This is a genomic window from Stenotrophomonas sp. 107298_Sma (assembly GCF_056480345.1).
In genome coordinates this window covers 3,302,288-3,323,212 of the sequence record NZ_CM151094.1, presented here as the reverse complement: position 1 = coordinate 3,323,212, position 20,925 = coordinate 3,302,288, and the positions used below count along the sequence as shown (strand labels likewise).

Annotated in this window: 20 protein-coding genes; 15 read left to right on the top strand and 5 right to left on the bottom strand. The window is 67.2% G+C overall.

Annotated features, from left to right (window positions below):
* Positions 1–31 precede the first annotated feature (31 nt).
* Together greB and ACZK2G_RS15670 are read right to left on the bottom strand one after the other, a co-directional pair.
* Positions 32–538: a transcription elongation factor GreB gene (gene greB / locus ACZK2G_RS15675; protein WP_006381559.1), complete on the bottom strand. Its 507-nt coding sequence runs from the start codon at positions 536–538 to the stop codon at positions 32–34.
* An 87-nt stretch (positions 539–625) separates the two neighbouring features.
* Positions 626–2,131, bottom strand: a complete 1,506-nt coding sequence (locus tag ACZK2G_RS15670; protein WP_136639371.1) for a helicase HerA-like domain-containing protein — start codon at positions 2,129–2,131, stop codon at positions 626–628.
* A gap of 122 nt (positions 2,132–2,253) precedes the next feature.
* Here ACZK2G_RS15670 and ACZK2G_RS15665 point away from each other — a divergent pair, with 122 nt between their 5' ends.
* Positions 2,254–3,858: a transglycosylase SLT domain-containing protein gene (locus tag ACZK2G_RS15665; protein ID WP_006381476.1), complete on the top strand. Its 1,605-nt coding sequence runs from the start codon at positions 2,254–2,256 to the stop codon at positions 3,856–3,858.
* A gap of 24 nt (positions 3,859–3,882) precedes the next feature.
* On the top strand, positions 3,883–4,230 hold the full coding sequence (locus tag ACZK2G_RS15660) for a ribonuclease E inhibitor RraB (RefSeq protein WP_136639373.1): 348 nt from the start codon (positions 3,883–3,885) through the stop codon (positions 4,228–4,230).
* Positions 4,231–4,322: 92 nt separating this feature from the next.
* Here ACZK2G_RS15660 and asd read toward each other — a convergent pair whose 3' ends face one another.
* On the bottom strand, positions 4,323–5,165 hold the full coding sequence (gene asd / locus ACZK2G_RS15655; protein ID WP_253078229.1) for an archaetidylserine decarboxylase: 843 nt from the start codon (positions 5,163–5,165) through the stop codon (positions 4,323–4,325).
* Positions 5,162–5,812 carry an SCO family protein gene (locus tag ACZK2G_RS15650; protein WP_136639375.1) on the bottom strand — a complete coding sequence of 217 codons (651 nt, stop codon included), beginning with the start codon at positions 5,810–5,812 and terminating at the stop codon, positions 5,162–5,164. Before ACZK2G_RS15650 ends, asd begins: the two co-directional genes overlap by 4 nt.
* Before the next feature lie 122 nt (positions 5,813–5,934).
* Between ACZK2G_RS15650 and prmB the strand changes: the two genes are divergently transcribed.
* The 10 genes from prmB to ACZK2G_RS15600 all read left to right on the top strand — a co-directional run bounded on the left by prmB (position 5,935) and on the right by ACZK2G_RS15600 (position 17,062).
* Positions 5,935–6,864, top strand: a complete 930-nt coding sequence (gene prmB, locus ACZK2G_RS15645) for a 50S ribosomal protein L3 N(5)-glutamine methyltransferase (RefSeq protein WP_426355536.1) — start codon at positions 5,935–5,937, stop codon at positions 6,862–6,864.
* Positions 6,861–7,964: a chorismate synthase gene (gene aroC, locus ACZK2G_RS15640; protein ID WP_136639377.1), complete on the top strand. Its 1,104-nt coding sequence runs from the start codon at positions 6,861–6,863 to the stop codon at positions 7,962–7,964. The genes prmB and aroC overlap by 4 nt, the downstream gene beginning before the upstream one ends.
* The gene (locus ACZK2G_RS15635; RefSeq protein WP_478473791.1) at positions 7,957–8,994 is read left to right on the top strand and encodes a 2-hydroxyacid dehydrogenase; all 1,038 of its coding nucleotides are present in this window, start codon (positions 7,957–7,959) and stop codon (positions 8,992–8,994) included. Before aroC ends, ACZK2G_RS15635 begins: the two co-directional genes overlap by 8 nt.
* Before the next feature lie 92 nt (positions 8,995–9,086).
* Positions 9,087–10,115, top strand: coding sequence for an aspartate-semialdehyde dehydrogenase (locus tag ACZK2G_RS15630; RefSeq protein WP_295379484.1), 1,029 nt, complete (start codon positions 9,087–9,089; stop codon positions 10,113–10,115).
* Positions 10,116–10,265: 150 nt separating this feature from the next.
* Positions 10,266–12,311: a FimV/HubP family polar landmark protein gene (locus tag ACZK2G_RS15625; RefSeq protein ID WP_478473788.1), complete on the top strand. Its 2,046-nt coding sequence runs from the start codon at positions 10,266–10,268 to the stop codon at positions 12,309–12,311.
* A gap of 26 nt (positions 12,312–12,337) precedes the next feature.
* The gene (locus ACZK2G_RS15620) at positions 12,338–12,700 is read left to right on the top strand and encodes a VOC family protein (protein ID WP_478473786.1); all 363 of its coding nucleotides are present in this window, start codon (positions 12,338–12,340) and stop codon (positions 12,698–12,700) included.
* 32 nt (positions 12,701–12,732) lie between these two features.
* The gene (gene truA, locus ACZK2G_RS15615) at positions 12,733–13,503 is read left to right on the top strand and encodes a tRNA pseudouridine(38-40) synthase TruA (RefSeq protein WP_136639381.1); all 771 of its coding nucleotides are present in this window, start codon (positions 12,733–12,735) and stop codon (positions 13,501–13,503) included.
* Complete coding sequence (locus tag ACZK2G_RS15610; protein WP_135274607.1) at positions 13,500–14,156, top strand: phosphoribosylanthranilate isomerase; 657 nt, start codon at positions 13,500–13,502, stop codon at positions 14,154–14,156. Before truA ends, ACZK2G_RS15610 begins: the two co-directional genes overlap by 4 nt.
* 308 nt (positions 14,157–14,464) lie before the next feature.
* Positions 14,465–15,154: a hypothetical protein gene (locus tag ACZK2G_RS15605; RefSeq protein WP_337302890.1), complete on the top strand. Its 690-nt coding sequence runs from the start codon at positions 14,465–14,467 to the stop codon at positions 15,152–15,154.
* Between the two features lie 48 nt (positions 15,155–15,202).
* The gene (locus ACZK2G_RS15600; protein WP_478473783.1) at positions 15,203–17,062 is read left to right on the top strand and encodes a C40 family peptidase; all 1,860 of its coding nucleotides are present in this window, start codon (positions 15,203–15,205) and stop codon (positions 17,060–17,062) included.
* A 48-nt stretch (positions 17,063–17,110) separates the two neighbouring features.
* On the opposite strand, the gene ACZK2G_RS15595 is transcribed toward ACZK2G_RS15600, so the two are convergent.
* On the bottom strand, positions 17,111–17,998 hold the full coding sequence (locus ACZK2G_RS15595; RefSeq protein ID WP_478473781.1) for a LysR family transcriptional regulator: 888 nt from the start codon (positions 17,996–17,998) through the stop codon (positions 17,111–17,113).
* A 97-nt stretch (positions 17,999–18,095) separates the two neighbouring features.
* Here ACZK2G_RS15595 and trpB point away from each other — a divergent pair, with 97 nt between their 5' ends.
* The 3 genes from trpB to trpA are packed head-to-tail and all read left to right on the top strand — an operon-like array spanning position 18,096 to position 20,801.
* Entirely contained in the window at positions 18,096–19,313 is a 1,218-nt protein-coding gene (gene trpB, locus ACZK2G_RS15590; RefSeq protein WP_006381255.1) for a tryptophan synthase subunit beta, read from the top strand.
* Complete coding sequence (locus tag ACZK2G_RS15585; protein ID WP_478473779.1) at positions 19,310–19,990, top strand: hypothetical protein; 681 nt, start codon at positions 19,310–19,312, stop codon at positions 19,988–19,990. Before trpB ends, ACZK2G_RS15585 begins: the two co-directional genes overlap by 4 nt.
* Position 19,991: 1 nt before the next feature.
* Complete coding sequence (gene trpA, locus ACZK2G_RS15580; RefSeq protein WP_253078222.1) at positions 19,992–20,801, top strand: tryptophan synthase subunit alpha; 810 nt, start codon at positions 19,992–19,994, stop codon at positions 20,799–20,801.
* The last annotated feature ends 124 nt before the right edge of the window (positions 20,802–20,925 follow it).

Here is a 20,925-nt window from a genome sequence, read left to right as displayed (position 1 = left end):
GAAAACCCCGCGCTGCGCGCGATAGTCGACTCTACAGGGGCTCGTAGTCCACGCCGATCACCGCAAAAGTATGCGGCCCGCTCGGCAGCTCCACCGAGAATTCATCATCCAGCCGTTTCTTCAGCAGCGCACGCGCCAGCGGTGAGTCGATGCTGATCCAGCCCAATCCCGCATCGGTCTCGTCCGGGCCGACGATGCGGTAGCGGCTGGTCTGCCCGCTGTCCACGTTCTCCAGTTCCACCCACGCACCGAAGAACACCGCCTGCGGATCGGTCGGCGTGGTATCGACCACCCGCAGCGACTCCAGCCGCTTGGTCAGGTAGCGAACGCGACGGTCGATCTCGCCCAGCTGCTTCTTGCGGTAGGTGTACTCGGCGTTTTCCGAACGGTCGCCTTCTGCAGCCGCCGCGGCCAGTGCTTTCACCACTTCGGGGCGCCGCACACGCCACAGCTCATCCAGTTCAGCCTTCAACCGTGCATGGCCGGAGGCGGTGATCAGTGCGGTGCTCTTTTCTGCAGGGGGACGCCAACGCGACATATGGTGCGATTTCTTTTCAGGGGAGCGATGGAGGCGTGGGGTCGGATCCCTTTCCACGGGAAAGGGCTCTGACCCCAGCAGGGGCAGCTAGCGTTTGCCGCCGAAAATGCCACCCAGGATGCCGCGCACGATCTGGTTGCCCAGCTTGGTGCCGACCGTGCGCGTGGTCTGCTTGGCCATGGTCTCGATCATGCCCTGGCGGCGCTTGGTGCCGAAGATCGCGTCCTTGATCGACTGGCCGAAGCCACCTTCCTGCGCCTCGTCCTGCTCACGGCTGCGGGCAGCGGGAGCCTCTGCTTTCTCAACCGCCTTCTGCGCACGTTGTGCCAACAGTTCGGCAGCCGATTCGCGGTTGATCGCCGTGTCGTAACGGGTACCGACCGGGCTGCCGGCACGCACCTGGGCGCGCTCGGCCTCGGTGATCGGCCCCATCCGGCAGCGCGGCGGTGCGATCATCGTCTGCTGTACCGGCATCGGCACGCCCTTGTCCTGCAGCGTGGAAACCAGCGCTTCGCCAGTGCCGAGCTGGCTCAGTACCTTCACCACATCCAGTTTCGGATTGGGCACGAAGGTTTCGGCGGCGGTCTTGACCGCCTTCTGGTCGCGCGGGGTGAACGCGCGCAGTGCATGCTGCACGCGGTTGCCCAGCTGGCCGAGGATGTTGCCCGGCACGTCGTCCGGGAACTGCGAGCAGAAATACACGCCCACGCCCTTGGAGCGGATCAACCGCACCACCTGCTCGATGCGCTGCACCAGCGAGGCGGGTGCATCGTCGAACAACAGGTGGGCCTCGTCGAAGATGAAGACCAGCTTCGGCTTGTCCAGGTCGCCCACTTCCGGCAACTGCTCGAACAGCTCCGACAGCAGCCACAGCAGGAAAGTGGAGTACAGCTTGGGCTTGAGCACCAGCTGGTCGGCGGCCAGGATGCCGATCACGCCGCGGCCGTCGTGATTGACCCGCATGACGTCGGCCAGTTCCAGCGCGGGTTCGCCGAAGAAGTTCTCGCCGCCGTCCTGCGCCAGGCGCAGCACCGAACGCTGGATGGCAGCGATCGACTGTGCGCTGACCAGGCCGTACTCGGTGGAGATGTCCTTGCGTTCCTCGGCAACCAGTCCGAGCAAGGCGCGCAGATCGTCCATGTCCAGCAGCAGCAGGCCGCGGTCGTCGGCCAGCTTGAACACGATGTCGAGCACGCCGGCCTGGGTGTCGTTCAACTCGAGGATGCGCGACAGCAGGGTCGGGCCCATTTCGCTGACGGTGGTGCGCACCGGGTGGCCGAGCTTGCCGTACAGGTCCCAGAAAATGGTAGGGCTTGCCGCTGGCGCATAGTCGGCTACGCCGATCTCGGCGGCGCGCGCGAGCAGGTTCTCGGCGCCGGTGCCGGGCACGGCCAGGCCGGATACATCGCCCTTCACATCGGCCAGGAACACCGGCACGCCCAGCCGCGAGAAGCCCTCGGCCAGGGTCATCAGGGTCACGGTCTTGCCGGTACCGGTGGCGCCGGCAACCAGGCCGTGACGGTTGCCCAGTTTCGGCAGCAGGGTGACGGCAACATCGTCGGTGATGCCTTTGCCGAGCAGAATCGGATCCATGGTCCAGCCCTTGTGGTGAATAGCCCAATGTTAACCGCCGGCGGTGACGGTCCGAAGGTCCGCTTGCCCGGACCTTGGCGGCGCCGCTACTCTGCCTGCCTGTTTCGCACACAGTGCCATCAATGCCCGTTCCTGTCCTGATTTCCCGCGGTTGGCCGCTGCTGGCCCTTGCCGGCCTGGTTTCCCTGGCACCCGATGCCCATGCACAGCGGGTCTCGGCCCGGGACAAGGTGAAGGTGGATGCGCTGCAGCAGCGCATGACCGCCGCCGAGAAGCGCTACAGCGATGCCCTGCTGCTGGTCGCCAATGCCGACCCCAAGGGCAGCAACGAGGCCGATGCCGCGCTGGAGGACATGGAAGATGTCCTCAACGACTGCGTGAAGCAGAAGGGCTGCCAGATGGGCACCCTGCTGGCCAGCTACAAGCGCCTGCTCAAGCACGATGCCGATGCAGCTGCCAGCGATGACGTGGCCGATGAAGGTGGCGACCGCCTGGAAGCCGACCCCGACCATATCGGCCCGCTCACCGCCGACGTGCCCGAGGCGGCCCGCGCCGCTGCGCTGCTGAACGACAAGCGGCACGCCTTCGACAGCATGGTGGAGTACAACCCGGCGGTACAGGCCGGTATCCGCCGCTGGCTGACCGACATGCGCCCGGCGCTGATGACCACCTACGAGAACTACCAGAACCTGCGCGCGGTTATGTGGCCGGAGTGGGAAAAGCGCGGTCTGCCCGAGGCATTGCTGTTCGGCATCATGGCCAAGGAATCCAATGGCCGCGTACATGCCTCTTCGCGTGCCGGTGCCGCCGGCCTGATGCAGTTCATGCCGGCCACTGGCCGCCGCTTCGGCCTGGGCCCGGATGGCACCGGTTTCGACACCCGCTTCGATGCACGCAGTGCTGCAGAAGCCAGTGCCACCTACCTCAACGAGCGCATGCGCGAGCTCAACAACAACGTTGAACTGTCGCTGGCCGGCTACAACGGCGGCGAAGGCCGCGCAGCGCGCGTCTACAAGCAGTACCCGGGGCAGAGCTTCTGGGTGGACAGCGTCTACAACCAGTTCCCGGGCGAAACCAAGGACTACGTGCCGATGGTGATCGCCGCGGCGTGGATCTTCCTGCACCCGCAGCAGTACGGCGTGGAGTTCCCGAAGATCAGCGCGCAGCCGGCAACCATCCGCCTGGCGCGATCCACCACGATCTATGAACTGACCATCTGCCTGGGCAGCCATGGCACCCGCGATGGTTACATGCGCGCGCTGCGCAATCTCAACCCGCGCTATGAGGCTGATGGCTGGATTCCGGCCGGCACGCTGATCAACGCCACTACCCGCATTGCCGGCCTGTACCAGCGCAACTGCGTCAGCGGTCCGCGTGCCGACCTGGCCCGCACCCTGATCACCGCCGATCTGAATGCAGCGATCGTGCGCCCGACCGCCGCCAGCTACACCGGCAGCGTGGCCGTGGGTGGGGTGGTGCCGGTGGCCGATGCGGCCGCATCCACCAGCGTGCCGACCACGCCCGTAGCGCCGGTGGCCACGCCACGTCCGGCTGCGCGGCCGAAGCCGGTGCGCAGCCACAAGGTGGGCAAGGGCGAAACCCTCGGCGCCATCGCCGCGAAGTTCCAGTGCGATGTGCCGACCCTGGCCCGCGCCAACGGCCTGAAAGCCCCGGCCTACAGCCTGCGCCACGGCCAGACGCTGAAGCTGCAGGGCTGCGACAAGTAATCCCCCACGACCCCTGGAACCTGCATGGACCTCGAAGACACCCGCAACCTGTTCGCCAACCTCCGCGAAAACACCGACTGGGACATCAACGGCCCGTTGCTGTGGGGGTACTTCTTCGTCCATTCCAGCGCCGAGCCGCTGCAGGCACTGGCGGATCATCTGCAGGCGCAGGGCTACAGCTTCGTCGAACTGTTCGAACAGGAGCCGGAAGAGGGCGGTGCACCGTTCCATGTGCTGCATGTGGAGCGCGTGGAGATCCACGACGAAGCGTCGCTGGACCGCCGCAACCAGGAGTTCGCGGCGTTGGCTGCGGAAAAGGGTGTGGAAGACTACGACGGCATGGACGTCGGCCCTGCACCGGCCCTGCAGTAACGCGCGTACCAGTAGTGCCGGCCGCTGGCCGGCAATGCTCGACGCGTTGGATCAACGGAGATGCCGGCCAGCGGCCGGCACTAACGGAAGCCTCAGCGCAGCTTCGCCAGGGCCTGGCCCAGCTGCACCGGGCTTTCGGCACCCAGCTGCGGGGCAAACTCGGCCACGCCCGGCGGCAGCAGCACGATCACGGTCGAGCCGTAGTTGAAGCGCGCCATCTCGGCGAAGCGCTCCAGCTGGATGCCCTGGCCGCGGTAGTCCTTGCGGGTGATGCGGTCACCGTAGGCCGGAATTTCTTCGCCGCTCCACACGGTTTCCACGCCGGACACCAGCAGCGCACCGACCATCACGCTGACCATCGGGCCGAAGCTGGTGTCGAAATGGCAGACCAGGCGCTCGTTGCGCGCGAACAGGCGCGGCACGCCGTTGACGGCGGCCGGGCCAACGCTGAACAGGCGGCCGGGCACGTGCACGGTTTCGCGCAGGGTGCCGGTCCACGGCATGTGCACGCGATGGTAGTCGCGCGGCGACAGGTACACCGTGGCGTACAGGCCGTCGTTGTACGGCTTGGCATCCTCGTCACTGCCCAGCAGTTCGGCGGCGGTGAACGACTGGCCCTTGGCCTGGAAGATGCGGCCGGCCTCGATCCTGCCGAGCTGGCTGATGCGGCCGTCGGCCGGCATCACCAGGTTGCGCGGATCGGCATCGGCCACGCGCGCGCCCGGCTTCAGCGCACGGGTGAAGAACTGGTTGAAGGTTGCATAGCTGCGCGGGTCCGGATTGGCCGCTTCGTCCAGGTTGACATTGAACTTCCGGGTGACCGTGTCGATCAGCCAGCGCGACACGCGCGGATCGTCCGAGTACGCCAGCGAACGCGCCATCGAGGACAGCAGGCGGTGGGGCAGGGCGTACGTCAGGGCGGTGGTGAGACTCATGGGGCGGTTTTCTCGGTCAGCTTCTGCAGGTCGCGGGCAATCGCCGGCGCGTTGAACGGGGGCCGCACCAGGCCGGCGAGGCGGCCCTGCGGGTCGAGCACGGCCAGGCTGGCCGAGTGCTCGACGGTATAGTCCTCGGGATTTTCGTCGAAGTGCTTGCCCGGCACCTTCTGGAACACGAAGCCCAACGAGGTGGCAAAGCGCTCCAGCGAGGGCACATCGGCAGTCGCGGCCAGGGTGTCCTTGTGGAAGCCGTGCACGTATTCGCCGAGGCGGGTGGCGCTGTCGCGGTCGGGGTCGACCGAGACGAACAGCACGCGCGGGCGCAGGCTGTCGGGCAGGGCCTCCCACTGGTTCTGGGCGCCGGCCAGCTCGGCCAGGGTGGTCGGGCAGACGTCCGGGCAGAAGGTGAAGCCCAGGAACACCAGGGTCCAGTGGCCCTTCAGCTCGCCCGGAATCAGGCGGGTGCCGTCGGACTGGGCCAGGTTGAAGTCGGGCAGTTCGCGGGCCTGCGGGTACAGGGTGATCGCTTCGGTGGCCGCTGCATTGGCCGGAGGCTTCGGCGCGAACACCTGCTGCGCGGCCAGCAGGCCAAGGCCCGCCGCCAGGGCGACCAGCAGGATGATGCCGGCGTTGCGATTGAACATGGGAGCCCCCGCGCGAAGTGGGCTCCATCATACCGGCTGTGGCCCGATCGTTTCCGCCGCAACGGATGCCGCCACGGGCGCCAGCCCCTATAATCGGGGGCCACTTTGCCCGCAGTACCGCCATGACCGCTGAAACGGCCGCCGAACTCCACACGATCATCGATCTGATCCGCTACGGCACCAGCCGTTTCAACGCTGCCGGGCTGACCTTCGGCCACAGCTACGACAACGCGCTGGATGAAGCGACCCAGCTGGTGCTGCACAGCCTGCACCTGCCGCACGATCTGGGCCCGGCCTACGGCCAGGCGCGTCTGCTGCAGGAAGAGAAGGTGCGCGTGCTGGAACTGTTCCAGCGCCGTATCGACGAGCGCATCCCGGCCGCTTACCTGACCGGTGAAGCCTGGTTCGCTGGCTTGAGCTTCAAGAGCGATACGCGCGCCCTGGTGCCGCGCTCGCCGATCGCCGAACTGATCGAATGCGGCTTCGAGCCGTGGTTGGCTGGCCGCGATGTCAGCCGCGCGCTGGACCTGTGCACCGGTTCGGGCTGCATTGCCATCGCCATGGGGCACTACTACCCGAACTGGGAAGTGGACGGCGTGGACCTCAGCGACGACGCACTTTCGCTGGCCACCGAGAACAAGGAACGCCTGCAGGCGCACAACGTGACCCTGCTCAAGTCGGACCTGTTCAACGGCCTGACCGGCCGCCACTACGACCTGATCGTCACCAACCCGCCGTACGTCACCAACGACGAGACCGATGCCCTGCCGCAGGAGTACTCCTACGAGCCGGAGATGGGCCTGCGTGCCGGTGACGACGGCCTGGACCTGGTGCTGAAGATCCTGCGCGACGCGCCGCTGCACCTGAGCGAAGACGGCCTGCTGATCTGTGAAGTGGGCGAGTCCGAACAGCACCTGATCAAGCTGCTGCCGGAAGTGGATTTCGCCTGGGTCGAGTTCAAGGTCGGCCAGATGGGCATCTTTGCGGTCGAGTGCCGCGAGCTGATCGCCCACAGCGCGCGCATCACCGAACTGGCGGCGCAGCGCCCGTGAGCTCCAATTCGTTCGGCAAGCTGTTCACCGTCACCACGTTCGGCGAATCGCACGGGCCGGCCATCGGCTGCGTGATCGATGGCTGCCCGCCGGGGCTGGCGCTGGACGCGGCCGAATTCGCCCACGACCTGCAGCGCCGCGCCACCGGCAAGAGCCGGCACACCTCGGCGCGCCGTGAGGCCGATGAGGTCGAGATCCTGTCCGGCGTGTACGAAGGGCTGACCACCGGCACCCCGATCGCACTGCTGATCCGCAACACCGACCAGCGCAGCAAGGATTACGCCAACATCGGCCAGCAGTTCCGCCCGGGCCATGCCGACTACAGCTACTGGCACAAGTACGGCATCCGTGACCCGCGTGGCGGCGGCCGTTCCTCGGCGCGCGAGACCACCATGCGCGTGGCCGCCGGCGTGGTCGCCAAGAAGTGGCTGGCCGAGCGCTTCGGCGTCACCGTGCGCGGCTACCTGTCGCAGCTGGGCGAGATCACCCCGGCCGGTTTCGACTGGTCGGCGGTGGAAGACAACCCGTTCTTCTGGCCGCATGCCGCACAGGTGCCGGAGCTGGAGGCGTACATGGATGCGCTGCGCAAGTCCGGTGATTCGGTCGGCGCGTGCGTGGACGTGGTCGCCGACAACGTGCCGCCCGGCTGGGGCGAGCCGATCTACGGCAAGCTCGACGGTGACCTGGCCGCCGCGTTGATGAGCATCAATGCGGTCAAGGGCGTGGAGATCGGCGACGGTTTCGCCAGCGCCGTGCAGAAGGGCACCGAACACCGTGACCTGCTGACCCCTCAGGGGTTTGCCAGCAACCACGCTGGCGGCATTCTCGGCGGCATTTCCACCGGCCAGCCGGTGGTCGCCTCGATCGTGCTCAAGCCGACCTCCAGCCTGCGCCTGCCCGGCCCGTCGCTGGATACATCCGGCAACGTGGTCGAGGTGGTCACCACCGGTCGCCATGATCCCTGTGTTGGCATCCGAGCCACGCCGATCGCCGAGGCGATGGTGGCGATGGTGCTGATGGACCAGGCCCTGCGCCACCGTGCGCAGTGCGGCGACGTCGGCACCGTCACCCCGCGTATTCCTGGTCAGCTCGATGGCTGACACGCGGCCGACGGTATGGGTGAGCCAGCCGCTGATCGACGCGGCCATCGCGCCGCTGCGCGATCGCGTGCAGCTGCGCAGCACCGACACCGTCACCGCGTGGTCGCCTGAGCAGATTGCCGAACAACTGGCCAGCGCCGACGGCGCGATCATCACCCTCAACGAGCGCATCGGCGCGGCTCAGCTGGCCGATGCCGCGCAGCTGCAGGTGATCGCCAATGTCGGGGTCGGCTACAACAACCTGGACGTCGACGCGCTCAGCGCGGCCGGCATCCTCGCCAGCAACACCCCCGACGTCCTCACCGAAACCACTGCCGATCTCGGCTTTGCGCTGCTGATGGCCACCGCGCGCCGGATCACCGAATCCGAACGTTGGTTGCGCGAGGGGCAGTGGGGCCAGTGGTCATTCCAGACCATGCTTGGCGCCGACATCCACGGCAGCACGCTGGGCATCCTTGGCATGGGCCGCATCGGCCAGGGCATCGCCCGCCGCGGTGCGCACGGTTTTGGCATGAAGGTGCTTTACCACAACCGTTCGCGCCTGCCGGCCGACACCGAGGCCGCTGTCGGCGCTTCGTATGTGGATCTGGATACGCTGCTGGCGCAGGCCGATCACCTGATCACGGTGCTGCCTTATTCGCCGTCCTCGCATCACATCATCGATGCAGCCGCACTGGCGAAGATGAAGCCGACGGCCACGCTGGTGAACATCGCCCGCGGCGGCATCGTCGACGAACTGGCACTGGCCGATGCACTGGCCAATGGCCGCCTGGCCGCTGCCGGGCTGGATGTGTACGAAGGCGAACCGACGGTGCGTCCGGAACTGCTGGCGCTGCACAACGTCGTGCTGACCCCGCATATCGGCAGCGCGTCGCTGGCCACACGCACGGCGATGGTGCAGCTGGCCGTGGATAATCTGCTTGCCGGGCTTGGCCTGGACGGCGCCCCATCACGCATGCCAAGCGCGATCAACGCTGACGCGGCGATGGCCGCCCGCGTGACGCTGGGCAAAAAAACCGGGAAACGATAGGGAACCTCCGTGCGTGCCGCTTGAGGAGGTTCCCCGAACCCAGCTGTCGTGCGTGATTTTTCCCCATCCCTGTTTTCGTGAGAGTTTCCCCCATGAGCAATGCACAACGCAGCTTCCACGTCGCCATCGTCGGCGCCACCGGTGCGGTCGGCGAGACCATGCTGGCCATCCTGGCCGAGCGCGATTTCCCGGTCGGCACCCTGAGCCTGCTCGCTTCCGAGCGCTCGGCCGGTGGCGAAGTCGAGTTCAACGGCAACAAGGTCAGGATCCAGGATCTGGCCACCTTCGATCCGAGTGGCGTGGATATCGCCCTGTTCTCGGCAGGTGGCGGCGTGTCCAAGGAATACGGCCCCAAGTTCGCCGCTGCCGGTGCCGTGGTGATCGACAACTCCTCGGCCTTCCGTTACGACGACGACGTGCCGCTGGTGGTGTCGGAAGTCAACCCGGACCAGATTGCCAACCGCCCGCGCGGCATCATCGCCAACCCGAACTGCTCGACCATGCAGATGCTGGTCGCGCTGGCGCCGCTGCATCGCAAGTACGGCATCGAGCGCATCAATGTATCCACCTACCAGTCGGTGTCTGGTGGCGGTCGTTCGGCACTGGAAGAACTGGGCAAGCAGACCGGTCAGCTGCTGAGCTTCCAGGAGATCGATCCGCAGCGCTTCCCGGTGCAGATCGCCTTCAACCTGATCCCGCACATCGACGACTTCCAGGACAACGGCTTCACCAAGGAAGAAATGAAGCTGGTCTGGGAAACCCGCAAGATCCTCGGCGACGACAGCATCCTGGTGAACCCGACTGCAGTGCGCGTGCCGGTGTTCTATGGTCACTCCGAGTCGGTAGCGATCGAAACCCGTGACAAGGTGACCGTCGCCGAAGCACGCGCGCTGCTGGAGCAGTCGCCGGGCATCGAAGTGGTCGATCGCCACGAGGCTGGCGGCTACCCGACTCCGGTCACGCATGCGTCGGGCACCGACGCGGTGTACGTCGGCCGCATCCGTGAGGACCTGTCGCATCCGCGCGGCTTGAACCTGTGGATCGTGTCGGACAACGTGCGCAAGGGCGCGGCCCTGAACGCCGTGCAGCTGGCCGAGCTGGTCGCTGCCGAACAGCGCTGATCACATCGGTTGCCTCACCGGTAGTGCCGGCCGCTGGCCGGCATTGCCCTGATCCACCAGCTGAAGGGATTGCCGGCCAGCGGCCGGCACTACCTCAAGGGTCTTTCCGGTTGGTGCGGACTCCGGTCCGCACGCTTTATAGTGTCGCCCATGAATAAACGGGCCAAGGGCGCAAAGCGCCCGCTCAGCTATCTTTCCGCCGCGCTGCTGGCCCTGGCCAGCAGTTCGGCGCTTGCCCTGGGCTTGGGTGACATCCGTGTCCTGTCCAAGCCGGGCCAGCCCCTGCTGGCAGAAATCCCGGTGGTCTCGGCCGACCCGTCCGAACTGGAAAACCTGCGCGTGGCGCTGGCCTCACCGGTCACCTTCGAACGCGTAGGCCTGCAACGGCCAACCGGGCTGGTCAGCGAGTTGCAGTTCGAACTGACCCGCAATGCACAGGGCAGGGCGGTGGTGCGGGTGACCTCGCAGGCACCGGTCGAGACCCCGTCGCTGAGCTTCCTGATCGAGGCCGACTGGGGCCAGGGCCGGCTGGTGCGCGAGTACTCGGCGCTGGTCGATGCACCGTCCAGTGCGCTGGCCGTGGCCGAACCGGAGATCGTTGCTCCTGCAGGCACCCTGTCCAACACCATCACGCGGGACGCGGCGCCTGAGCCTGCAGCAGCCGAAACGGCAAGCGTGCCAGCGCCCGTGCGTGCATCCACCGCTGCGCCGGTGCCGGCTCGCCCGCGTACAGCAGCCACACCTGTTGCCGCGCCGTCAGCCGATGGCAGCGTCACCGTGCAGCGCGGGCAGACCCTGTCGCAGATCGCCGGCGCGGTGGCACGTGGCAACCAGATCAGCCGCGACCGCGCGATGATCGCCCTGCTGCGCGCCAATCCCGAAGCCTTCATCCGGGGCAACGTGAACCTGCTCAAGCAGGGCGCGGTGCTGCGCATGCCGGGCAGTGATGCGCTGGCAGCCGTCGATGCCGCCGAGGCCGCTGCGCTGGTGCGCGAGCACGCCGCGCAATGGCGGCAGGCGCGTACCGTGCCGCAACCCGCGGGCACGGTCGCCCCGGTCGCCAAGGCGGTCGCGGCCACCGATTCCTCCCCGGCTGCGGCCAACGGGGCACGACTTGAGATCGCTCCGGCGCTGGCGTCCGACGCCGCGCGTGCGGGCACAACCACCGGCACCGCTGCCGGCAGCGAGGGTGACATGCTGGGCAACGAACAACTGCGCCAGGCGCGTGAGGACATCGCCACCCGCGATGCCGAGATCGGCGAGCTGAAGCAACGCGTGGCCGACCTGGAAGCGCTGAAGCAGCAGCAGCAGTCGCTGATTGCCATGAAGGACAACGATCTGGCCGCCGCGCAGCAACGCCTCGCGCAGGCCCCCGGTGCCCGCGACGCAGCAACGCCATGGTACTGGCTGGGCCTGCCGGTGCTGCTGCTGGCGGCCGCTGCGGCGTGGCTGCTGCGCCGTCGCAAGCCGTCGCCATTGCCGCCGTTGCGTGAAGAAGACGATGCCACCGGGCTTGCTGCGGCGGTTCCGGCTGGAGCCGCGCTGGATACCCTGGCCGAGCAGTCTTCATGGTCGTCGGTGGTTGCCGAAGGGGGGCGCCAGGAGCCGGCGATGCCAGCGTGGGCCACCGAAACCGAGCTCGAAACGCATGACCCGTCGCATGCCGAGCCGACGGCCCATCAAGCAGTGCAGGCCGACTGGCAGGTCGGGACGCTGCGCGCAGAGGATGTGGTGGAGCTGCCTGCGGCAGTGACCGAACAGCCGCGCTGGGACGAGCCAGCGTCCGGACATGACGACGGGCTTGTCGTCGAACAGCACCCTGACGAACCGGCGGTGCAGGAAGCCGCTGCCGACGTCGGTGTGCCGGACTATGCGCTGCACGCCGAACAACAGCCGCAGTTCCGTGGCGTATTTGACCTGCCGGCGGAGTCGCATGAGGTCGAGGCCGTGGTCGACCGCGTCCACCATGACCGCATCGACAACGCGCACGCTGATGACGTCGCTACGGCGGATGCCGCACCCACCAACGATGCTGGCTGGTCACCGCGTGCTGGCCAGGAGCGCCTGGAACTGGCCATCGCCTATCTCGACCTGGGTGACGCACAGACTGCGCGTACCCTGCTGCTGGAAGTCGCCGAAGGCGGCGACCTGCACAGCCAGGCACAGGCCCGGGAACTGCTGGCCCGCCTGCCCTGACCGAACCTGCCGACAAGGACTGTGCCATGAGCCGCGAGCGCCGCATCGATTACGTTGAATTCGCTTCCAGCGATCCGGCCGCCAGCCGTGCATTCTTCGAGAAAGCGTTTGGCTGGTCATTCGTCGACTACGGCAACGATTACACCGCCTTCGACGACGGCCGCCTGCAGGGCGGTTTCTTCCGCGGCCAGCCACAGCGGGCCACGGAAGGTGGCGCACCGCTGCTGGTGCTGTATGCCGATCAGCTGGCGCCGGTCGAAGCGGCCGTGCGTGATGCCGGCGGCGTGATCGTGCGCCCGGTGTTCTCTTTCCCCGGTGGTAGCCGCTTCCAGTTCGTCGAGCCCGGTGGCAATGAACTGGCGGTCTGGTCCGAGCGCGACCCGGCCTGAGCGTCACCCCCTCCGCAACTCCGAGGTAGCACATGCGTTACGCGCTTGGCGTCGAGTATGACGGCAGCGATTTCAGGGGCTGGCAGAACCTGGGCGAAGGTGGTCCCAGCGTGCAGGCCAGTCTTGAACAGGCCCTGTCGTCGGTGGCGGACACGCCGCTGCAGGTGGTCTGTGCCGGTCGTACCGATGCCGGTGTGCACGGCCAATGCCAGGTCGTGCATTTCGATACCGACGTGGTGCGCGATCCGCGCGCCTGGATGCTGGGCACCACCACCCGTCTGCCGCGTTCGATCGCAGTGCGCTGGTGTGTTCCGGTCGCCGACGATTTCCATGCCCGTTTCTCGGCGCGCGCGCGCCGCTACCGCTACCGACTGCTCAACCGTGAAGTGCGGCCGGCGCTCGAGCGGCAGACCCTGAGCTGGGAGCGGCGTGCGCTGGACGAGACGCTCATGCACACCGCCGGACAGGCCCTGCTCGGTGAGAACGACTTCAGTGCATTCCGCTCGGTCCAGTGCCAGGCGCTGCACGCGCGGCGTGAGCTGCAGTCGCTGCAGGTCAGCCGCCACGGCGAGGTGATCGAAGTCTCAGTACAGGGCAATGCATTCCTTCATCACATGGTCCGCAATATCGTCGGTTCGTTGATCCTGGTGGGCAGCGGCGAAAAACCGGTGGAATGGATCGCTGAACTGCTGGCCGGGCGTGATCGAACCGTAGCCGGTCCCACCGCACCGCCGCAGGGCCTGGTGTTCCTTGGGCCCCTGTACCCCGACAACTGGCATCTGCCCGCCGAGGTCACGCTATGAGCCGTTCCTACTACCGTACGCGCATCAAGTTCTGTGGCATGACCCGTGCCGGCGACGTCCGCCTGGCCGGTGAGCTGGGCGTGGACGCAGTGGGTTTCATCTTTGCCCGCGAGAGCAGTCGCCGGGTCGCTCCGGCCGAAGCGCGCGCGATGCGCCAGGCGATCGCACCGATGGTCGACGTGGTGGCGCTGTTCCGCAACAACAGCAAGGAAGAGGTGCGTGAGGTGCTGCGCACGGTGCGACCGACCCTGCTGCAGTTCCACGGTGAGGAAGACGAGAGCTTCTGCCGCAGCTTCAACATGCCGTACCTGAAGGCGATCGCCATGGGCGGGCGTGAAGAGGTCAACGCACGCACCCTGCAGCTGCGCTACCCCAGCGCAGCCGGCTTCCTGTTCGACAGCCATGCGCCGGGCGGCGGTGGCGGTACCGGCGTGGCGTTCGACTGGAGCCGCGTCCCGACCGGACTGCACCGTCCGTTCCTGCTGGCCGGAGGCCTGAACCCGGAAAACGTCTACGACGCCGTGCTGGCGACGCTGCCGTGGGGCGTGGACGTCTCCAGCGGCATCGAACTGGAGCCGGGCATCAAGGACGGCTACAAGATGCGCACCTTCGTCGAGGAAGTGCGCCGCGCCGATTGCACCGTTCTGGAGTGATCCGCGTCACCTGAGGGGGGCGCCCGGAATGTCATCGGCGACGGTGCATTCCGCCGGGTCTGTCTCCTTGGCGGGTGTGCGTAGCCTGCGAGCCTGGCCTGTAGCGCGCTGCGCTTTGAAGGCGGGCGCCCCCTGAATGCGACGAGCATCACGCTTCCGGCTGATTCAGGTTCCAGCGCCAAAAAGTCGACAGCCCCCAAACATCTGATCGGACACAATGCGCCCAGCCTGTCACGGTTGGGTGCGACGCTGCGTGCGTGTCGCTGGCAGCACCCTCGAGATACGCCTTACCTTCCAACGAGGACGCAATGGATATGCCCCATCTCTCTTCCCGCCGTATCCGCCTGGCCCGCCTGGCGATCGTGCCCGGCCTGCTGCTTGCCCTGGGCGCGTGTGCGGCCGGCGACTCATCCGCCCCGGCCACATCGGCACCGGCTGCTGCCACACCGGCAGCCGCACCTGCCACGGCACCGGCCACGGTTCCGTCGGCAGCACCGGCTGCCGACGGTCTGGCGTCGCTGATCCAAGCCAGCGGCGTGAAATGCAGCAACGCGAGTACCGGCAGTGGCTGCACGGCCGGCGACGTGGACAGCGGTGATTTCTACGATGTCGAATTGTCGCCGGACTGTGGCGACCAGGGTTTCTTCGCTGGCGTGGCCGACGCCAAGGGCGTGGAGACATTGAATGCGGTGCCATCCACCGGCAGCAAGGTCAGCGTGACCGCGAAGCTGTCGAAGGGGCAGCTGGTCTGTGTGCAGGGCATCGGGCGCGCCGGACAGAACCCGCTGTTCTATTACGTCGTTGCGGTTCCCGCTGCGACAGTCGGGAAGTGCAAGGGAAACACATTGTGTGACACCTATGGCGACAGGCCGATCACTGGCCTGGCGAACACGGGGGGCGAGGCCTGCCATGCGGCGGCGCCGGGACATTACGCCGGGAACTGCGCACAGGGTTGGGTCAGTGCGGACGTGCTCGACGTGTTTTCCAACGGAATGTAATCACCGCCAGGGGAGCGGTCCAATCAACCACTGGCAAAGGAACAGCTCATGTCGGATCCAAAAATCACCCGGCTGGTCAGCAGCGTAGGTACCACGCGCACGATGGAAATGGACGATGGCAGCGTCGTCGAACGATCAGGTGGCAGCGTCTCGTGGCGCAACAACAATCCTGGCAATCTCAAGTTCGAATTCGCCGGCAGCGCGGACAAAACGGTCACCAATCCGCGTACCCGCGAGCAGGCACTGGAATCGGCGCAGGGGCGCTACAAGGGCGTGGTCGATCTCGACCAGTGGGGCAACGCGGTTTTCGAGAGCTATGAAGCCGGCCGGGTGGCGAAGATCCAGCTGCTCGAACGCCGGTTCGGTGACAAGACCGTGGAGGAAATGCTGCCGAGCTACTCCACGAAGGATTACAGCGGCACCACCCACCACAAGGAACAGGCGGCCACCATCTATGCCGAGGGCGATCGCCAGGGTGTCGACCTGCGCTCGAAGACCGTCGGCCAGATGAGCGTGCGCGAGCGCGAGGTGCTGGCAGACGGCATCCGCCGTTTCGAGGGCTGGCAGCCGGGTGAGGTCGCCACGTTGCAGCAACCCACGCGCACTCAGCAGTCGGCCGCGCCCGTGCAGACACAGACCCAGGCGCAGGTGCAGTCGCCTTCGGCGACGGCGCCCGCTGTGGGCCAGGCCGCGGCTGCAGTCGGCAGTGCCGCGGTCTACAACGAGGCCTATCAGCATTTCATGGCCTCGGGCCGCCAGTACGAATACGGGCGCCCGGACCATCCACGTCCCGGGCGTGACAGCAGCCGGCTGGAGCGTGACCTCGATGGTGACGGACGCTTCGGCGTGGATTGCTCGGCATTCGTATGGCGCGGCCTGAAGAACGCGGGTTACAACGTGCGCGGCGAGAATGCTGCCGGGTTCACTACTTCGACGCTGTTCAATGGTGCGAACACCACGGCTTACGCACGCGAGCATTTCGATGTGACCCCGGCTGCCGAAGCACGCAAGCCGAACGGATCGCTGAAGCAGGGCGACATCCTGATGTTCTCCTCGTCGCAGGGCCAGCATGTCGGCATTTTCAAAGGCTACGATGCGCAGGGAAACATCCAGTTCATCGGATCACAGGGAAGCACCGGGCCGGCCGAAGTCACCATCCGGCCGGGCGGGTACTGGGATGGCGGAAGCACCCGCATCGTTGGTGCGCTGACACCGAAGCCGGAATTCCAGGTGCGCGCGCCGCTGCACGGCAGTGGCGAACCTGCGCCGTCCCGGCCTGCCGCCAGCGTGCAGCCGGCTGCATCGCACCCGGCGGCCGGCGAGGTGATGAAGCATGGGCAGCGCGGCACCGACGTGCAGGCGTTGCAGCAGACTCTCAACCAGCTCGGCGTGCGTGATGCGCAGGGCCATCGATTGTCAGAGGATGGCCGTTTCGGTGACCACACCCGCGAAGCGGTGATCGCGCTCCAGAAACAGCAGGGGCTGGTGGCCGATGGAATTGTCGGTCGCCAGACCACTGCCGCACTGGCGGCGGGCCGTGTGCAGGGCCATGAACCTGCAGCGGCTGTGCCGAAGGGGCCGTCGCTGAACGATGCATCACATCCGGACCACGGACTGCACAACGCCGTCCGCAGCAAGCTTCCCAGCGTGTTCTCCGAAGAAGCTGCGGCCAATATCACGCTGCATGCAAAGCAGAACGGTATCGACGCGGCCGACAAGCTGCAGAGCATCACGGTGCAGGATGGCAAGGCGTTCGTGATGGGCACGACGCCGGGTTTCCGCACCGCGGTCGACCTGGCCCAGGCGCCACCGTCGCTGGAGCAGACCAGTGCCAAGCTGCTTGCAGATCCGTCGCATCAGCAGCAGGTGCATGAGGAGCAGCAGCGGGTCGCGATGGGCGGTCGCTGAGGAATGTGTTGCCGGCTCCGGGTGGTGAATGCCGCCCGGGGCCTCGCCTCATCGCAGTTGCGCTGCTGCCCAGTCGGCCAGGGCATCCACGCGCGCATCGACCGGGCCGTCCGGCCGCGCCAGTACCCAGAAGCCACCCGTGGCGGCAAATCCCCACGGCGCGACCAGCCGGCCCGCCGCCAGATCCTCCGCGACCAGCGGCTCGGGCGCGATCGCAGGGCCCAGCCCGGCCACAGCCGCCTCAAGCAGGTAGTACAGGTGCTCGAAAGCACTGCCCAGCTGCAGTCTGGACGTTTCCAGGCCGTGCGCCTGCGCCCACGCCGGCCACGCCTGTGGCCGTGAGCTGGTGTGCAGCAGTGTCTCCTTCAGCAGTGCAGACGGCGGCACGTTGCGCAGGCGCAGTGCCGCCGGATGCGAGGGGGCCACCACCACGCCGACCCGTTCCGCTGCCAGTTCGCGCACCTGCCAACCGCGTGGCCACGGTCCCTGTGCAAGCAGCAGCACCGCATCCAGTGCCGCCTGCGCCTCGGTGAAGCTGCCGTCCAGCGCCGACCATTGCAGGCGCACGCCGGGCAAGGCGGCCTGCAGCGCGGGCAGGCGCGGGATCATCCAGCGCGCGAGCACGCTGCCACTGCAACCCAGGACCAGTACCGGAGAGGCCGCGGGTCGTCCCAGCTCGCGCACGCAGTCCTCGATGCCGGTGAAGGCTTCGCTGCAGGCGGCCTGTAGACGGATGCCCGCAGTGGTCAGGCGCAGGCCACGGCCGGCACGCTGGAACAGCGCCAGGCCGAGGTGGTCTTCCAGCAGCTTCAGCTGCCGGCTGACCGCACCGTGGGTGACGTGCAGGTCCTGTGCAGCGCGGCCAACCCCGCCCAGGCGGGCGGTGGCCTCGAAGGCGCGCAGCGCATTGAGCGGTGGCAGCAGGGAGCGGCTCATGTGAGATTTCCTGACGATATACGCGAGATAATATCGATTTTCCGGTCACGACCCGTGCGCTAGAGTATCCACCTGTCTCGAACCAGCGGTCGCTTCCATGTCTGCCTCCCCCATTGCCGACTACCACGCCTTCCCGGATGCCCAGGGCCACTTCGGCCGCTACGGCGGCAGCTTCGTCGCCGAAACCCTGGTCGGCCCGCTGCAGGAACTGGCCCAGGCCTATGACCAGGCCCGCCAGGATCCGGAATTCCAGCTGGCCTACGACCGCGACCTGGCCCATTACGTGGGCCGGCCGAGCCCGATCTACCACGCGCAGCGCCTGAGCGACCATGTCGGCGGCGCGCAGATCCTGCTCAAGCGCGAGGACCTGAACCACACCGGCGCGCACAAGATCAACAACACCATCGGCCAGGCGCTGCTGGCGGCGCGGATGGGCAAGAAGCGCATCATCGCCGAGACCGGCGCAGGCCAACATGGCGTGGCCAGTGCCACCGTCGCCGCACGGCTGGGCCTGGAATGCGTGGTGTACATGGGCGCCACCGACATCGAGCGGCAGAAGATCAATGTCTACCGCATGAAGCTGCTGGGCGCGACGGTGGTGCCGGTCACCTCCGGCTCGGCCACCCTGAAGGATGCGCTCAACGAAGCGATGCGCGACTGGGTGACCAATGTGCAGGACACCTTCTACATCATCGGTACAGTCGCCGGCCCGGATCCCTATCCGCGCATGGTGCGCGATTTCAACGCCATCGTCGGCCGCGAAGCACGCGAGCAGATGCTGGCCGAGTACGGCCGCCTGCCCGATGCGATCACCGCCTGCGTCGGCGGAGGCAGCAATGCGATCGGCCTGTTCCATGCCTTCCTCAATGATCGTCAGGTCGAAATCGTCGGTGCCGAAGCGGCCGGTGATGGTATCCATACCGGTCGCCATGCGGCCTCGATTGCTGCCGGTCGCCCCGGGGTACTGCATGGCAACCGCACCTACGTGCTGTGCGACGACGACGGCCAGATCATCGAGACCCATTCGGTGTCGGCCGGCCTGGACTACCCGGGCGTCGGCCCGGAGCACGCGTTCCTGGCCGACAGCGGCCGCGCGCGCTACCTGGGCATCACCGATGAGGAGGCCCTGCAGGCCTTCCATCTGCTGGCGCACACCGAGGGCATCCTGCCGGCGCTGGAATCCAGCCACGCGTTGGCGCAGGCGATGAAGCTGGCACGCGAGCGTCCGCGCGATCAGATCGTGCTGTGCAACCTGTCCGGCCGTGGTGACAAGGATGTGCACACCATCGCCGCGCGCGAAGGCCTGGTGCTGTGAGCGCGCGTCTGCGAAGCAGCGGCGTGCTTCTGCTGGCCTTCGGCCTGGCGGCATGCCAGCCGCCGGAACCGCCGGTGCTGGCACCGGCGGCCAAGGCCACCACGCAACCGGTGCAGCAACCGGCGGCCAATGATGACCTCGACCCGATGGCGCGCACGCCGATCGACGATCCGCCCTCCACGGAAGAGACCAACAGCGATGACGCGCCGGCGGTGGTCTCGGTGGCGCTGGACCATGCCGGCGAGGTGCTGATCGGACAACACATGACGGATCTGAAGGCATTCGGGCCGTGGACGGCACAAGGAGCGGTCGAAGCGCTCGGCGGAAGCTGCGAGTACTACGACGGCAAGGGGCTGCCGCCCGGCGTGTCGATGATGACCGACGAAGATCGCGTGGTCCGTTTCGACCTCGGCCTGGATCCGGAGAGCGGGGCGCCGACCCAGCAGCCGGGCCCGTTCGGCCTGCGCGTCGGCATGACCCGCGCCCAGGCGGTAGCCCGGTTTCCGAAGCCGCCTGTGTCCAGCCCGCATGCCTACGATGGCGAGCAGGGCGAGTACCTGACCTGGCAGGACCCGGGCTCGGCCCTTGGCATCCGCGTGGAACTGTTTGAAGGGAGGGTCATCCAGATGTACTGGGGGACCAGCGATGCGATTGAACTGATTGAAGGATGTGCCTGAGATGCCTGTTTCCCGACTCGATGCCTGTTTCCAGCGCCTGCGCGCGCAGCAGCGCAAGGCGCTGATCCCTTTCATCACCGCCGGTGATCCCTCGCTGGAGGCGACCGTGCCGGTGATGCATGCACTGGTTGGAGCCGGTGCTGATGTGATTGAGCTGGGCGTGCCGTTCTCCGACCCGATGGCCGACGGCCCGACCATCCAGCGCAGCTCCGAGCGCGCGCTGGCACGCGGTGCTGGCAGCCGTTACGTGCTGCGGGCGGTGGCGCAGTTCCGCGAGCGCGACGCGCAGACCCCGGTGGTACTGATGGGCTACCTGAACCCGGTGGAGATCCATGGCTACGCAGCATTCGCCAGGAACGCCGTGGACGCCGGTGTCGATGGAGTGCTGCTGGTCGACCTGCCGCCGGAAGAAGCCGGTGAGGCGCAGCAGGCCTTCGATGCAGCCGGCCTGGCGCTGGTGCTGCTGGCCTCGCCGACCACCAGCGAGGCACGTGCCGACAAGCTGCTGGCATTGGCGCGTGGTTACCTTTACTACGTCAGCTTCGCTGGCGTCACCGGTGCCTCCGAGCGGCTGGACAGCGATGCCGCAAGCGCTCGGCTGCAGGCCCTGCGCGCGCGCGCATCGGTGCCGGTGGTGGCAGGTTTCGGCATCAAGGATGCAGCCAGTGCTGCGGCCATGGCCCGCCAGGCCGATGGCGTGGTGGTCGGCAGCGCGCTGGTCGCCGCGCTGGCTGAGGCGGGCTCGGTGGAACAGGCCGCGCAGCGTGCCGCTGCCTTCCTGGCCCCGCTGCGGCAGGCATTGGACCAGTAACGGTAGCGCCGGGCCATGCCCGGCGGTGCCGGGCGCAAGGGGATCCGCCGGGCATGGCCCGGCACTACCCGCGCGGCGTTGCCGCGCTAAACGTACGTCCCAGCATGGTTTTTCCCGGCCTTCC